The sequence below is a fragment of the Streptomyces sp. NPDC088116 genome (genome assembly GCF_044741745.1).
In the GTDB taxonomy this organism is placed as follows: Bacteria; Actinomycetota; Actinomycetes; order Streptomycetales; family Streptomycetaceae; genus Streptomyces.
In genome coordinates this window covers 35,016-49,400 of sequence record NZ_JBIUTF010000008.1, presented here as the reverse complement: position 1 = coordinate 49,400, position 14,385 = coordinate 35,016, and the positions used below count along the sequence as shown (strand labels likewise).

The window sequence follows — 14,385 nt, the reverse complement described above, 5'->3', positions numbered from 1 at the left end:
GCAGCCCTGGGGCGTGCCCGGCGGATCTTCGCGGGCCCGGGAAGACCCGCCGGACACGCCCGAAGCCCGAAGGGGGACACCGAGACCGGTGTCCCCCTTCTCATGAGGAAAGCAATCAACTCCATGTACAGAATCTTCTTCAGGCTCGTCTTCCGGCGGATGGATCCGGAGCAGGCCCACCACCTGGCCTTCCGGTGGATCCGGCTCGTTGCCCGTATCCCTGTGCTGCGTACCTTCGCCGCCGCCGTCCTCGCCCCCCGGTACGAGGAACTGCGCACCGAGGCGTTCGGACTGCGGATGCACGGCCCCTTCGGCCTGGCCGCGGGCTTCGACAAGAACGCCGTCGCCATCGACGGCATGTCCATGCTCGGCTTCGACCACATCGAGATCGGCACGGTCACCGGCGAACCGCAGCCCGGCAACCCCAGGACGCGGCTCTTCCGGCTCGTGGCCGACCGCGCGCTGATCAACCGGATGGGGTTCAACAACGAGGGCTCCGCGTCCGTCGCGGCCCGTCTGGGCGCCCGCAGGCCGGTCTTCAGGACGACCGTCGGCGTCAACATCGGCAAGACCAAGATCGTCCCGGAGAGCGGGGCGATCGGCGACTACGTCCTCTCGACGGAGCGGCTGGCCGGCCACGCCGACTACCTCGTGGTCAACGTCAGCTCGCCCAACACCCCGGGACTGCGCAGCCTCCAGGCCGTCGACCAGCTGCGACCGCTGCTGACCGCCGTACGGGAAGCCGCCGACCGTACCGTCACGCACCGCCGCGTACCGCTCCTGGTCAAGATCGCGCCCGACCTCGCGGACGAGGACATCGACGCCGTCGCGGACCTCGCCGTCGAACTGGGCCTGGACGGCATCATCGCCACCAACACCACCATCGCGCGCAAGAGTCTCGGCCTGGCGTCGGACCCGGCCCTGACCGCCGAGACCGGCGGACTGTCGGGCGCGCCGCTGAAGACGCGCTCGCTGGAGGTCCTGCGGCGGCTGTACGCGCGCGTCGGCGACCGGATCACCCTGGTCGGGGTCGGCGGCATCGAGAACGCAGAGGACGCCTGGCAGCGCATCCTCGCCGGGGCCACGCTGGTGCAGGGCTACAGCGCCTTCATCTACGAGGGCCCGTTCTGGAGCCGCGCGATCCACAAGGGGCTCGCGGCCCGGCTCGCCACAAGTCCGTACGCCACCCTCGCCGAGGCCGTCGGCGCCGACACCCGGAAGGTGACCTCATGACCACGCCCAGGAAGCCCCAGGAACCCTTCGGGGCCCGGCTGCGGCGCGCCATGGACACCCGTGGTCCGCTCTGCGTGGGCATCGACCCGCACGGCTCCCTGCTCACGGACTGGGGCCTGGGCGACGACCTCGCGGGCCTGGAGCGCTTCACCCGTACGACCGTGGAGGCCCTGGCCGACCGGGTCGCCGTACTCAAACCGCAGTCGGCGTTCTTCGAGCGCTTCGGGTCGCGCGGCATCGCCGTACTGGAGAAGGCCGTCGAGGAGGCGCGGGCGGCCGGGGCGCTGGTCCTGATGGACGCCAAGCGCGGCGACATCGGTTCGACGATGGGCGCGTACGCGGCGACCTACCTGCACCAGGACTCACCGCTGTTCTCGGACGCGGTCACGCTCTCCCCGTACCTCGGCTTCGGATCGCTGCGCCCCGCGCTCGACGCGGCGGCGGCCTCCGGATCGGGTGTCTTCGTCCTGGCCCTCACCTCCAATCCGGAGGGCGCCGAGGTGCAGCGCGCCACCGCGGCCGACGGCCGGTCGCTCGCGCAGCTGATGCTCGACCACATGGCCGCCGAGAACGCGGGCGCCACCCCGCTCGGTCCGGTCGGCGCGGTCGTCGGCGCCACCCTCGGCGACGCGGGCGTGGATCTCGCGATCAACGGGCCTCTGCTCGCCCCCGGCATCGGCGCGCAGGGCGCGACCCCCGCGGATCTGCCCAGGGTGTTCGGCGAAGCGGTCGGCAACGTGATTCCGAGCGTCAGCCGGGGTGTTCTGCGTCACGGTCCGGACATCAGTGCCCTCCGGGAGGCGGCCGGGCGTCTGGCGGACGAGGTGAGGACGGCGGTCGGCGGCGCGTAGGGAGCTTTTCGCGGTGTCTCGCGGGGGTTCATGGGGCTTTCGCCGATGTGACGGGAGGGTTTCGCCGGTGCTTCGGTGAGCGTCCGCGGGCGCGTGACGAGGCTTTCGGAGAGGCCTCCGGGCGCCCGGGACTGGACCGATGGCTGGGTTCCTGTCCAAAAACTTGGGCAAAATGACCAAAATGTCGCCCCTCAGCGATGCTGACCAGGACTTTTCGTCTGTTCTCGCTGACTCGGGCGCACTTGGCCGCTAGTCTCCGTCGAGAGCCAACGTGCAGTGCGTTGCCCGTTGCTCGCCTGGTGTGGGCCGTTCAGGTTCCTCACCGGTCCGTATCCGACAGATCGACATCCGAGGTGACGTAGGCGTGGCTCTTCCGCCCCTTACCCCTGAACAGCGCGCAGCCGCGCTCGAAAAGGCCGCCGCGGCTCGCCGGGAGCGGGCCGAGGTCAAGAATCGACTCAAGCACTCCGGCGCCTCCCTCCATGACGTCATCAAGCAGGGCCAGGAGAACGACGTCATCGGGAAGATGAAGGTCTCCGCCCTGCTCGAGTCCCTGCCCGGCGTGGGCAAGGTCCGCGCCAAGCAGATCATGGAACGGCTCGGAATCTCCGAAAGCCGGCGTGTGCGGGGCCTCGGCTCCAACCAGATCGCCTCCCTGGAGCGCGAGTTCGGCGGCAGCGGCGCCTGACGTTCCCGGGCACTCCCGGGAACCTGGATAATCGCTGCATGGCAGCAGAGGTACGACCGCGGCTGACCGTGCTCTCCGGCCCCTCCGGGGTCGGCAAGAGCACGGTCGTCGCGCATATGCGCAAGGTCCACCCCGAGGTATGGCTCTCGGTGTCGGCCACCACCAGAAAGCCGCGCCCCGGCGAGCGCCACGGCGTCCAGTATTTCTTCGTCACCGACGACGAGTTCGACAAACTGGTCGCCAACGGCGAACTGCTGGAATGGGCGGAGTTCGCGGGCAACCGCTACGGCACTCCGCGGCAGGCCGTTCTCGACCGCCTGGGGGCGGGCGAGCCCGTGCTGCTGGAGATCGATCTCCAGGGCGCCCGGCAGGTCAAGGAATCGATGTCCGATTCCAGGCTGGTCTTCCTGGCACCCCCGAGCTGGGACGAACTGGTGCGCCGGCTCACCGGCCGGGGCACCGAATCACCCGAGGTCATCGAGCGCCGGCTGGAGGCCGCGCGGGTGGAACTGGCAGCCGAGTCGGAGTTCGATACGACCCTCGTCAACACCTCGGTCGAGGACGTCGCGCGTGAGCTGCTAGCCTTGATGGCAGTTGCATGATCTTTTGTGGGTTTTCTCTGAATCCAGAATCCCGCAATTCGTCGTTTCAGTCGTTTCCCTGAATTTTCTTCGGAAGGCCAGAGAGTGTCCTCTTCCATCACCACGCCCGAGGGCATCATCAACCCGCCGATCGATGAGCTGCTCGAGGCCACGGACTCGAAGTACAGCCTCGTGATCTACGCGGCCAAGCGCGCGCGGCAGATCAACGCGTACTACTCGCAGCTCGGTGAGGGCCTGCTCGAGTACGTCGGTCCGCTGGTGGACACCCACGTTCACGAGAAGCCGCTCTCGATCGCTCTGCGCGAGATCAACGCGGGTCTGCTGACCTCCGAGGCCATCGAGGGCCCGGCCCAGTAGGCGCTCCTCTCGTCGGCGCCCGCGTTCGCACGCGGGCGGGGCGTATGTTCTTCATCCAGGCCTGGCGGCGCGACTGCCGGGCCTGTGGTGTGTCATGGGTGATGTACGAGACGTTCGATTCGAGACGTACCGAGACGTACGAGGGGGAGACGCGGTGGACAAGTCGGAGAAGTCCCAGAAGCCGAAGGTCGTGCTGGGGGTCGCGGGTGGGATCGCCGCGTACAAGGCGTGCGAGCTGCTGCGACGGCTGACCGAGACCGGCCATGACGTACGGGTCGTACCGACCGCGTCGGCGCTTCAGTTCGTCGGAGCGGCGACCTGGTCGGCGCTCTCGGGGCACCCCGTCTCCACCGAGGTCTGGACCGATGTCCACGAGGTGCCGCACGTACGGATCGGGCAGTCCGCCGATCTGGTCGTCGTCGCCCCCGCCACCGCCGACCTGCTCGCCAAGGCGGCGCACGGCCTCGCCGACGACCTGCTCACCAACACGCTCCTCACCGCCCGCTGTCCGGTCCTCTTCGCACCGGCCATGCACACCGAGATGTGGGAGCACCCCGCCACCCAGGAGAACGTCGCGACACTGCGCCGCCGGGGAGCCGTCGTCATCGAGCCCGCCGTCGGCAGGCTCACCGGCGTCGACACGGGCAAGGGCCGGCTGCCGGATCCGGCGGAGATCTTCGAGGTCTGCCGCAGGGTGCTGGCGCGCGGTACGGCCGAGCCGGACCTGGCGGGCCGCCAGATCGTGATCAGCGCGGGCGGCACGCGCGAGCCGCTCGACCCGGTGCGCTACCTGGGAAACCGGTCCTCGGGGAAGCAGGGGTACGCCCTGGCCCGTACGGCGGCGGCCCGGGGCGCGCGGGTCACTCTGATCGAGGCCAATACGGGGATGACGGACCCCGCGGGCGTCGACGTGGTCCACGTGGGGACGGCCGTACAGCTGCGGGAAGCCGTGCTGAAGGCGGCGGCGCGGGCCGACGCCGTGGTCATGGCGGCCGCGGTCGCCGACTTCCGGCCCGCGGTCTACGCCGAAGGCAAGATCAAGAAAAAGGACGGCGAGGAGCCGGCGCCCGTCGCGCTGGTCCGCAACCCGGACATCCTCGCCGAGATCTCGACCGAGCGGGCCCACCCCGACCAGGTGGTCGTCGGCTTCGCGGCGGAGACGGACGACATCCTCGCCAACGGCCGGCACAAGCTCCGGCGCAAGGGATGCGATCTCCTGGTCGTCAACGAGGTGGGGGAGCGGAAGACCTTCGGCGCGGAGGAGAGCGAGGCCGTCGTGCTCGCGGCGGACGGCGGTGAGACGCCGGTGGCGCACGGGCCCAAGGAGGCGCTCGCGGATGTCGTCTGGGATCTGGTGGTACCGAGGCTCGGAGATGTGACCCGGGAGGCGTGACTGCGGAGATGTGACGCGGGAGGCGTGACTCCGGAGATGTGACCCGGGAGGCGCGACTGCGGAGATATGACCCCGGGACGTGAACCCGCCGACCTGACCTCCGAGACGTGAACCGGGACGTGCGGGACGTGAACGAGGACACACGGCGCGATTCCCGACCGGAGCGGCCGACTCGCACGGTCCGGGTCGTGAACACCGGGCCGATCTGGTGTGAACAGTTCGTTGCGTCCCGGACCGTCCCCTCGGCGCCTTCCACCGGTCTCCGCCGTCTTTTCCCTCGGGACCCGCCGTCCCGCTTCCCTTGGGGCGACTGCTCCGGACCCTCGGGAATGACCGCTCCCGTCCCTCGTGACAACCGCTCCGGCACCGGCCGATCTCCGTCATTCGCTCTCATTCGGCGTGGGTGGGTTCTGGCCAGGGCCGATGCTCGTAACGCATAATGCAGGTCCGCGGGCGGCGGGACTCCCACAGATCGAGACACTTCGCCCCGTCACCGCGCACGACCGATAAAGTGGTCGAGGATCGTCGCGGGGCTGCAGCCCCCCGCCGGTCCGCCAATGATCAGCCAGCAGCCGCTGCAACCACAGGGAGCGATGTGTCCCGCCGTCTGTTCACCTCGGAGTCCGTGACCGAAGGTCACCCCGACAAGATCGCTGACCAGATCAGCGACACCATTCTTGACGCGCTCCTTCAGGAGGACCCGGCTTCCCGGGTCGCCGTCGAGACCTTGATCACCACTGGTCTTGTGCATGTCGCCGGTGAGGTGACCACCAAGGCCTACGCACCCATCGCCCAGCTGGTGCGGAACAAGATCCTCGAAATCGGCTACGACTCTTCGAAGAAGGGCTTCGACGGCGCCTCCTGCGGCGTCTCGGTGTCCATCGGCGCGCAGTCCCCCGACATCGCACAGGGCGTCGACACGGCGTACGAGAAGCGCGTCGAGGGTGACGAGGACGAGCTCGACAAGCAGGGCGCCGGCGACCAGGGCCTGATGTTCGGCTACGCCTGCGACGAGACGCCCGAGCTGATGCCCCTCCCGATCAACCTGGCGCACCGGCTCTCGCGCCGCCTCTCCGAGGTCCGCAAGAACGGGACCATCCCGTACCTGCGCCCGGACGGCAAGACCCAGGTCACCATCGAGTACGACGGTGACAAGGCCGTCCGCCTCGACACGGTCGTCGTGTCCTCGCAGCACGCCTCGGACATCGACCTGGACTCGCTGCTCGCCCCCGACGTGCGTGAGTTCGTCGTCGAGCACGTCCTCAAGGAGCTCGTCGACGACGGCATCAAGCTGGAGACCGAGGGCTACCGCCTGCTCGTCAACCCGACCGGCCGCTTCGAGGTCGGCGGCCCGATGGGCGACGCGGGTCTGACCGGCCGCAAGATCATCATCGACACCTACGGCGGCATGGCCCGCCACGGTGGCGGTGCCTTCTCCGGCAAGGACCCGTCGAAGGTCGACCGCTCGGCGGCGTACGCGATGCGCTGGGTCGCCAAGAACGTCGTGGCCGCGGGCCTGGCCTCGCGCTGCGAGGTCCAGGTCGCGTACGCGATCGGCAAGGCCGAGCCGGTCGGTCTCTTCGTCGAGACCTTCGGCACCGCCAAGGTCGACACCGACAAGATCGAGCAGGCCATCGGCCAGGTCTTCGACCTCCGTCCGGCCGCGATCATCCGCGACCTCGACCTGCTCCGCCCGATCTACGCCCAGACCGCGGCGTACGGCCACTTCGGCCGCGAGCTCCCGGAATTCACCTGGGAGACCACGGACCGCGTGGAAGCGCTGCGCAAGGCCGCGGGGATCTGAGCCACCCGGCTCCTCCCGCGCATCGCGCCGATCGCATCGATCGCCTCAGGGGACGGCCCCGGACCGCACGACGGTCCGGGGCCGTTCCCTGTGCGCCGGAGACCGGTGGGTGGCCGGGGTGTCAGTGCGGTCTGGTAGTTATGAAGCTGTGAGCAGCGATGACAGGCAGCCCGAGGATCCCGCCGGTGGCGGGCCTGAGCAGCTTGCGCTGATTCGGGAGACCGTGCGGACGGCCAAGGTGCCGCGGGCGAAGCCGCGGACGTGGCGGGGGGCCGCGTTGGCCGGGGAGTTGCCGGTGGCGCGGGTGGTGGTGAACAAGGGGGTGCTGCATCTTGATCAGTTCTTCGACTACGCCGTGCCGGAGGAGCTGGACGAGGCGGCCCAGCCGGGCGTGCGGGTGCGGGTGCGGTTCGGGGCCGGGGCGCATCAGGTGCGGGGCGGGAGGCGTGAGGGCGGGCGCCTGATCGACGGGTTCGTCGTCGAGCGGCGGGCCGAGTCCGACTACGCGGGACCGCTCGCCGCGCTGGCGGACGTGGTGTCGCCCGAGCCGGTGCTCAGCGCCGAGCTGCTGGGTCTCGCCCGCGCCGTCGCCGACCGGTACGCGGGCAGCCTGGCGGACGTCCTGCAACTCGCGGTCCCGCCGAGGAACGCGCGCGCGGAGTCGAAGCCCTCCCCGGAGCCGCTGCCGCCCCCACCCGCTCCGGAGCCGGGGACGTGGGAGCGGTACGGGAACGGGGCGGCGTTCCTGGGCGCGCTCGCCGGTGGCGGGGCGCCGCGGGCCGTGTGGACCGCCCTTCCCGGGCCGCACTGGGCGGGCGAGCTGGCGGCGGCGGTGGCGGCGACGCTGGCGTCGGGGAGGGGCGCGCTCGTCGTCGTACCGGACGGGCGGGTCGCCGCGCGGGTCGACACCGCGCTCACGGCACTGCTGGGCGCGGGGCGGCACGCGCTGCTCACAGCCGAGGCGGGCCCCGAGAAGCGGTACCGGGAGTGGCTCGCGGTACGGCGCGGTGCGGTGCGCGCGGTCGTCGGGACCCGCGCGGCCATGTTCGCGCCCGTCCAGGACCTGGGGCTGGTGGCCATCTGGGACGACGGCGACGGCAGCCACAGCGAGCAGCACGCGCCGCAGCCGCACGCCCGTGAGGTGCTCCTGCTGCGTGCCGCGCACGACAAGTGCGGCTTCCTGCTGGGCAGTACGGGATGCACGGTCGAGGCGGCGCAACTGGTCGGGACGGGCTGGGCGCTGCCGCTGGCCGCGGGCCGGGAGCAGGTGCGTACGGCCGCGCCGCTGGTGCGTACCGTCGGCGATGGCGAGCTGGCGCGGGACGAGGCGGCGCGTGTGGCCCGGTTGCCCAGCCTGGCCTGGCAGGCCGTCAGGGAGGGGCTGAAGAGCGGACCGGTGCTGGTGCAGGTGCCCCGGCGTGGTTATGTGCCCCGGCTGGCCTGCGAGCGCTGCCGTACGCCGGCCCGCTGCCGCCACTGCGCGGGACCGCTGGAGGCGCCGCGCGAGCGGGACCTGCACTGCGGCTGGTGCGGCCGCGGCGAGCAGGGCTGGCACTGCGCGGAGTGCGGGAACACCCGGCTGCGCGCACAGATCGTCGGGGCGCGGCGCACGGCCGAGGAGCTGGGCCGTGCCTTCCCCGCCGTCCCGGTCCGTACGTCGGGACGGGACCATGTGCTCGACTCCGTGCCGGACCGTCCCGCGCTCGTGGTGAGCACCCCCGGGGCCGAGCCGGTCGCCGAAGGCGCCGGCTACGCGGCCGCGCTGCTGCTCGACGGCTGGGCGATGCTCGGGCGCCCCGACCTGCGGGCGGGGGAGGAGGCCCTGCGGCGTTGGATGCAGGCGGGCTCCCTGGTGCGCGGACAGAGCGAGGGCGGCACGGTGGTCGTGGTCGCCGAGCCGACTCTGCGGCCGGTGCAGGCACTGGTGCGCTGGGACCCGGTGGGCCACGCCCAGCGGGAACTGGCCGAGCGGGCCGAACTGGGATTCCCTCCGGTGTCCCGGATGGCGGCGGTGACGGGCCGCGCGGACACGGTGGCGACGTTCCTGGCCGCCACCGAACTGCCGGGCGACGCCGAGGTGTTGGGGCCCGTACCGCTGCCGGTCACGGACCCGGGCAGACCCCGCAGGCCGGGCGATCCTCCGCCGGGGGAGCGATGGGAGCGGGCCCTGCTGCGGGTCCCGCCGGGCAGCGGAGCCGCGCTGGCGGGCGCGCTGAAGACGGCGCAGGCGGGGCGGCTGGCCCGGGGTGGAGGCGATCCGGTACGGGTGAGGATCGACCCGCCGGACATCGGCTAGGTCCTGTCCGGTCGGTCGTGTCGGATCAGCCCGGGGCGTCCGGGGCGGTGGATCGCAAGGCGCCGGGGCGCCCGCAGGGTGGTTTCCTGTGGGCGTTTCGGCAGCGCGGCGAGGTGCGGCGCCAGACGACCCGGGCCCGACGAAGTCCGCCGGACAGGACGTGGACGAGTCATGTGGACGAGTCATGCCGACGTAGCGTCGTCCGCCTGAAGGGCGGGCGGGCCCGGCGCCTTGCGATCGCACGCGCCGGACACCGCCGGGCAGATGGGACTTCGGAATGACTCGTGCGGGGCTCTGTCCGGAAAGGTTTGCCGGGGGCTCGCGGCGTCAGGTGCCAGGGGGTACCTCCCCGGCCCCAGGGCCGGGGATCGCGCTCGGACCGGACGTACTCACGCGCGTCCGGCCACGCGGCGAGGTGCCGTGCCGGACGTCGCGAGCCGGTGAACCTTTCCGGCCACAGCGTCAGCGTCTTCCGTTCGGATCGCGGGACTGGATCAGGGAGCGGGGCGCCTGGCCGACGCGAGCGCGGTGCGGGGCCGGGCGCGGACCGACGGCTCGCGTGTGCGCGACGCAACTCGCGCTCCGTCCGGGCACGTCACCTCCTGCGGGCCCGTCTCACTCTCCCACCGGTGGGCCGCCCCCGTCCTGCCCGGTGGGAACGGCCCTCGTATCGACGGGGAAGCGGTCAGCCGCCGCGCGGACCCGGGAAGACCCCCGGGCGGGGTTCCTCGCGCAGGGAGTGGGGGTTCGCCGTCGGCTGCGGCGGCATGGACCGGGCGGCCGGGACCGCCGGTACGGCGCCGGGCATGGCCGACAGAGCCGGGCGGGGCGTGGTGGCGTCGTGCGGGCGGTCCGGCTCGGCCGTCGTCGGCTGCTGCGCGGCGCGCCGCGTGCCGTAACGCCGGTGCACCGCCTGCTTGGTGACGCCCAGCGCGGATCCCACCGCGTCCCACGAGAAGCCCAGTGAGCGGTCGAAGTCCACGGCCGCCGTCACCAAGGTCTCGACGCTGTCCCGGAGTTCCTGTGCGAGGCGTACGGTCGGAGCGGGGGCCCTGCCGTAGACGACGAAGCCCGTGGACGGGCCCGATCGGCGGGGGCGGTAGACGTTGCCCAACTGGGCGGTGAGGGTGCGCAGCGCATCCACCTGCCGCCGTACCCGCTCGATGTCCCGCACCAACAGGTGCAGACTTGCTCGGGCTTGTGCGTCGTGGGTTGCGTGGTCGGCCATGAACAAGCCTCTCGAACCGGCGTTGAAAAGGATCGGGCCGCACCATGGCGCCCGTGTTGGTCAATCTCTCTTGACAACGCGCCACCCGGCGTTGTGGTCACGCTGCGGGGCGTATCCGTACCCGCGCGGGGCGCGCGGGCCGTCGTACGCCCCCTGCGGTGCCGCCCCATAGACTGGTGCGCTGCCCGATGACCGCACGCGGCAGCACCCGCGCACAGCGGCATCACAGCCGTATCCGCACCACAGACCGCACACAGCCGTACGCGCGTCACCGCACGCGGCGGCCCGAGATGTCACCCGCCCGAGAAGCACGTCACCAGTCCGAGAGGCAGTCAGTCACCGATGAAGCTCGTCTTCGCCGGCACCCCCGAGGTCGCCGTACCCGCCCTGGACGCACTGATCGCCTCCGACCGGCATGAGGTCGTCGCCGTCGTGACCCGGCCCGACGCGCCCTCGGGGCGTGGCCGCCGGCTCGTCGCGAGTCCGGTCGCGCAGCGAGCGGAGGAGGCCGGTATCGAGGTGCTCAAGCCGGCGAAGCCGCGCGACGAGGACTTCCTGGCGCGGCTGCGCGAGATCGGGCCGGACTGCTGTCCGGTCGTCGCGTACGGTGCCCTGCTGCCGAAGGTCGCCCTCGACGTGCCGGCCCGTGGCTGGGTGAACCTGCACTTCTCGCTGCTGCCCGCCTGGCGCGGTGCCGCTCCCGTCCAGCACGCCGTCATGGCGGGCGACGAGATGACCGGCGCGGCCACCTTCCAGATCGAGGAAGGGCTGGACTCCGGTCCGGTGTACGGCGTCCTGACCGAGCACGTCCGGCCCACCGACACCAGCGGTGACCTGCTGACCCGGCTGGCCTTCGCGGGCGCGGGGCTGCTCGCCGCGACCATGGACGGGATCGAGGACGGCACACTGCTCCCCGTACCGCAGCCGGGCGAGGGCGTCTCTCTCGCACCCAAGATCAACGTCGAGGACGCGCAGGTGGACTGGGCGGCGCCGGCGTTGCGCGTCGACCGTGTCGTCCGCGCCTGCACCCCGGCGCCCGGCGCCTGGACCGTGTTCCGCGGGGAGCGGCTCAAGCTGGTCCAGCTGGCGCTGCTGCCCGACCGTGCGGAGCTGGCGCCCGGCGAGCTGGCCGCCGGAAAGAACAGTGTCCATGTCGGTACCGGTTCGCACGAGGTGGAGCTGCTCTGGGTCCAGCCGCAGGGCAAGAAGCCGATGCGCGCCGCCGACTGGGCCCGCGGGGTGCGGATCGCCCCGGGCGAACGGCTCGGCTCGGCGGACGTAGGCTGAGAAAGAACGACTCTTCTCACCGCGGAGCACCTTTGAACGAGCAGGCCCGTCGCCGTCCCGCCAAGCCGTACCGCCGCCCCAAGAAGGATCCCGTGCGGATTCTCGCCTTCGAGGCGCTCAGGGCGGTCGACGAACGGGACGCGTACGCGAATCTCGTCCTGCCGCCGCTGCTCAAGAAGGCGCGCGAGAGCAGCGACTTCGAGGCACGGGACGCCGCCCTCGCCACCGAGCTGGTGTACGGCACGCTGCGCCGCCAGGGCACCTACGACACGATCATCTCGGCGTGTATCGACCGGCCGCTGCGCGAGGTCGATCCGCCGGTGCTCGATGTGATCGCGCTGGGCGCGCACCAGCTGCTGGGGACGCGGATCCCGACCCACGCGGCGGTTTCGGCGAGTGTGGAGCTGGCCCGGGTGGTGCTCGGCGACGGACGCGCCAGGTTCGTCAACGCCGTGCTGCGCAAGATCGCCCAGGACGACCTGGACACCTGGGTGGAACGGGTCGCTCCGCCGTACGACGAGGACGCCGAGGACCATCTCGCGGTCGTCCACTCGCACCCCCGCTGGGTGGTCTCCGCGCTCTGGGACGCGCTGGGCGGCGGCCGCGCCGGTATCGAGGACCTCCTCGAAGCCGACAACGAACGGCCCGAGGTGACTCTGGTCGCCCGCCCCGGCCGCTCCACCACCGACGAGCTGATGGACGCCGTGGGCGAGGACTCCGGCCTGCCGGGCCGCTGGTCGCCCTATGCCGTACGGCTCGCCGAGGGCGGCGAACCGGGCGCGCTCGAATCCGTACGCGACGGGCGGGCCGGAGTCCAGGACGAGGGCAGCCAGCTCGTCGCGGTCGCCGTCGCCAACGCACCTCTCGACGGGGCCGACGCCCGCTGGCTCGACGGCTGCGCGGGCCCCGGCGGCAAGGCGGCGCTGATGGCCGCGCTGGCCGCCGGACGCGGCGCCTCCCTGCTCGCCGCCGAGAAGCAGCCGCACCGGGCCCGGCTCGTCGAACGCGCGCTGGCCGGCAACCCCGGCCCCTACCAGGTGATCGCCGCCGACGGCACCCGGCCGCCCTGGGCCCCCGGCTCCTTCGACCGCGTGCTCGTGGACGTCCCCTGCTCGGGTCTCGGCGCGCTCCGGCGCAGGCCGGAGGCGCGCTGGCGGCGACGGCCCGAGGACCTGGAGGGCTTCGCGCCGCTTCAGCGGGGCCTGCTGCGCGAGGCGTTCAACTCCGTACGGGTCGGTGGCATCGTCGGGTACGCGACCTGCTCGCCGCATCTCGCCGAGACCAGGGTGGTCGTGGACGATGTGCTCCACGGGCGCGGCGGTCCGGCGGTCGAGGCGGAATGGGTCGATGCCAGGCCGCTGATGCCGGGCGTACCGGCGCTGGGGGACGGGCCGGACGTCCAGCTGTGGCCGCATCTGCACGGCACGGACGCCATGTATCTGGCGCTGCTGCGGCGTACCGCCTGACGCGCGCTCCCCGGTCCTCGCCCTCCCGCTGCCCGGCCCTCGGCACTGCTCGACCCCGGCCCCGTACCGCTTGGCCATCGCCCCTGTACCGATCGGCGGTCCCGCCGTACGTCGGCCCCTTGCAGAGGAATGTCGTGGGCCGTTGAAACGCGCGGATTGCACGAACTGTTCCGTTCCCGCACGGCATTGGTACGTACCGAGCACAGCCGGTCGGTCAGGAACGGTCAGGAAGTGGTCCCGAGCATGGCAGGCTTGGCACATGGCTCAGATCAACCCCAGCATCCTGTCCGCCGACTTCTCCCGACTCGCCGAGGAGGCGAAGGCGGTCGACGGCGCGGACTGGCTCCATGTCGATGTCATGGACAACCACTTCGTGCCCAATCTGACCCTGGGCGTGCCGGTGGTCGAGGCGCTCGGACGGGCGACGGACACCCCGCTGGACTGCCATCTGATGATCGAGGACCCCGACCGCTGGGCCCCGCAGTACGTGGAGGCGGGCGCCGGTTCCGTGACCTTCCATGTGGAGGCCGCGGCCGCGCCCGTACGGCTGGCGCGGGAGATCCGGGCCAAGGGCGCCAAGGCGTCCATGGCGCTGAAGCCCGCGACGCCCATCGAGCCGTACGAGGACCTGCTCCCCGAGCTGGACATGCTGCTGATCATGACGGTGGAGCCGGGCTTCGGTGGCCAGGCCTTCCTGGACATCATGCTGCCCAAGATCCGGCGTACTCGGGAGATGATCTCCAAGCACGGTCTCGAACTGTGGCTCCAGGTCGACGGCGGGGTCTCGGCCACCACCATCGAGCGGTGCGCGGAGGCCGGTGCCGATGTCTTCGTCGCCGGTTCCGCGGTGTACGGAACGGACGATCCGGCCGCCGCGGTACGGATGTTGCGCAACCAGGCGACCGAGGCCACCGCCTCGGCCTCCTGGGCCTGCGGGCACTGAGCCGAGGGGCCCGAGGCCACTGAGCCGATGACCGTGCGGCGCGCCTGACGGGCGGGGCACCGGCTCGGTGACGGGACGCGGTCGGTGAGCCGGGCCGCCCGGCCGGTCCGCGGGCCAACGGTCACCGGGTCGGGGCCCCGTGGCCACCGCCTCGGCCGCCGAGACGGACAGTGCGCCACAGGAACATGAACGGGGCCCAACCGGGCTGATCAAGGACCGTTGCATCTGACAGGATGA

General features: G+C 71.8%; 12 protein-coding genes. 11 read left to right on the top strand and 1 reads right to left on the bottom strand.

The genetic code is table 11. From position 1 onward, the window contains the following. The first annotated feature begins 123 nt into the window (after positions 1-123). The 8 genes from ACIOJD_RS29075 to ACIOJD_RS29040 all read left to right on the top strand — a co-directional run bounded on the left by ACIOJD_RS29075 (position 124) and on the right by ACIOJD_RS29040 (position 9,224). Positions 124-1,233: a quinone-dependent dihydroorotate dehydrogenase gene (locus tag ACIOJD_RS29075; protein ID WP_401918956.1), complete on the top strand. Its 1,110-nt coding sequence runs from the start codon at positions 124-126 to the stop codon at positions 1,231-1,233. After that, positions 1,230-2,084 carry an orotidine-5'-phosphate decarboxylase gene (pyrF, locus tag ACIOJD_RS29070; protein WP_401918955.1) on the top strand — a complete coding sequence of 285 codons (855 nt, stop codon included), beginning with the start codon at positions 1,230-1,232 and terminating at the stop codon, positions 2,082-2,084. The genes ACIOJD_RS29075 and pyrF overlap by 4 nt, the downstream gene beginning before the upstream one ends. A gap of 364 nt (positions 2,085-2,448) precedes the next feature. Next, entirely contained in the window at positions 2,449-2,772 is a 324-nt protein-coding gene (locus ACIOJD_RS29065; RefSeq protein WP_066954827.1) for an integration host factor, read from the top strand. 38 nt (positions 2,773-2,810) lie between these two features. Next, positions 2,811-3,374, top strand: coding sequence for a guanylate kinase (gmk, locus tag ACIOJD_RS29060; protein ID WP_401883107.1), 564 nt, complete (start codon positions 2,811-2,813; stop codon positions 3,372-3,374). Between the two features lie 84 nt (positions 3,375-3,458). After that, positions 3,459-3,731 (top strand): DNA-directed RNA polymerase subunit omega, encoded by a 273-nt coding sequence (rpoZ, locus tag ACIOJD_RS29055; protein ID WP_003970369.1) that lies wholly within the window; start codon positions 3,459-3,461, stop codon positions 3,729-3,731. Positions 3,732-3,825: 94 nt separating this feature from the next. Then, a complete protein-coding gene (coaBC, locus tag ACIOJD_RS29050) occupies positions 3,826-5,124 on the top strand; it encodes a bifunctional phosphopantothenoylcysteine decarboxylase/phosphopantothenate--cysteine ligase CoaBC (RefSeq protein WP_401918953.1) in 1,299 nt (432 codons plus the stop codon). Positions 5,125-5,719: 595 nt separating this feature from the next. Beyond that, positions 5,720-6,928, top strand: a complete 1,209-nt coding sequence (gene metK / locus ACIOJD_RS29045) for a methionine adenosyltransferase (protein ID WP_401918951.1) — start codon at positions 5,720-5,722, stop codon at positions 6,926-6,928. A gap of 148 nt (positions 6,929-7,076) precedes the next feature. Beyond that, complete coding sequence (locus tag ACIOJD_RS29040) at positions 7,077-9,224, top strand: primosomal protein N' (protein WP_401918949.1); 2,148 nt, start codon at positions 7,077-7,079, stop codon at positions 9,222-9,224. Between the two features lie 685 nt (positions 9,225-9,909). Here the strand turns inward: ACIOJD_RS29040 and ACIOJD_RS29035 are convergent. Further along, positions 9,910-10,452 (bottom strand): hypothetical protein, encoded by a 543-nt coding sequence (locus tag ACIOJD_RS29035; protein ID WP_401918948.1) that lies wholly within the window; start codon positions 10,450-10,452, stop codon positions 9,910-9,912. Positions 10,453-10,794: 342 nt separating this feature from the next. Between ACIOJD_RS29035 and fmt the strand changes: the two genes are divergently transcribed. The 3 genes from fmt to rpe all read left to right on the top strand — a co-directional run bounded on the left by fmt (position 10,795) and on the right by rpe (position 14,148). Then, positions 10,795-11,739: a methionyl-tRNA formyltransferase gene (gene fmt / locus ACIOJD_RS29030; protein WP_401918947.1), complete on the top strand. Its 945-nt coding sequence runs from the start codon at positions 10,795-10,797 to the stop codon at positions 11,737-11,739. Positions 11,740-11,771: 32 nt separating this feature from the next. Next, positions 11,772-13,205, top strand: a complete 1,434-nt coding sequence (locus ACIOJD_RS29025; protein WP_401918945.1) for an RsmB/NOP family class I SAM-dependent RNA methyltransferase — start codon at positions 11,772-11,774, stop codon at positions 13,203-13,205. A gap of 259 nt (positions 13,206-13,464) precedes the next feature. Then, on the top strand, positions 13,465-14,148 hold the full coding sequence (gene rpe / locus ACIOJD_RS29020) for a ribulose-phosphate 3-epimerase (protein ID WP_401883089.1): 684 nt from the start codon (positions 13,465-13,467) through the stop codon (positions 14,146-14,148). Positions 14,149-14,385: the final 237 nt, after the last annotated feature.

Coding starts and splice junctions, on each gene's coding strand:
- ACIOJD_RS29075 (WP_401918956.1), top strand. CDS start 124: ATGTACAGAATCTTCTTCAGGCTCGTCTTCCGGCGGATGGATCCGGAG.
- pyrF (WP_401918955.1), top strand. CDS start 1,230: ATGACCACGCCCAGGAAGCCCCAGGAACCCTTCGGGGCCCGGCTGCGG.
- gmk (WP_401883107.1), top strand. CDS start 2,811: ATGGCAGCAGAGGTACGACCGCGGCTGACCGTGCTCTCCGGCCCCTCC.
- coaBC (WP_401918953.1), top strand. CDS start 3,826: ATGGGTGATGTACGAGACGTTCGATTCGAGACGTACCGAGACGTACGA.
- ACIOJD_RS29035 (WP_401918948.1), bottom strand. CDS start 10,452: ATGGCCGACCACGCAACCCACGACGCACAAGCCCGAGCAAGTCTGCAC.
- fmt (WP_401918947.1), top strand. CDS start 10,795: ATGAAGCTCGTCTTCGCCGGCACCCCCGAGGTCGCCGTACCCGCCCTG.
- rpe (WP_401883089.1), top strand. CDS start 13,465: ATGGCTCAGATCAACCCCAGCATCCTGTCCGCCGACTTCTCCCGACTC.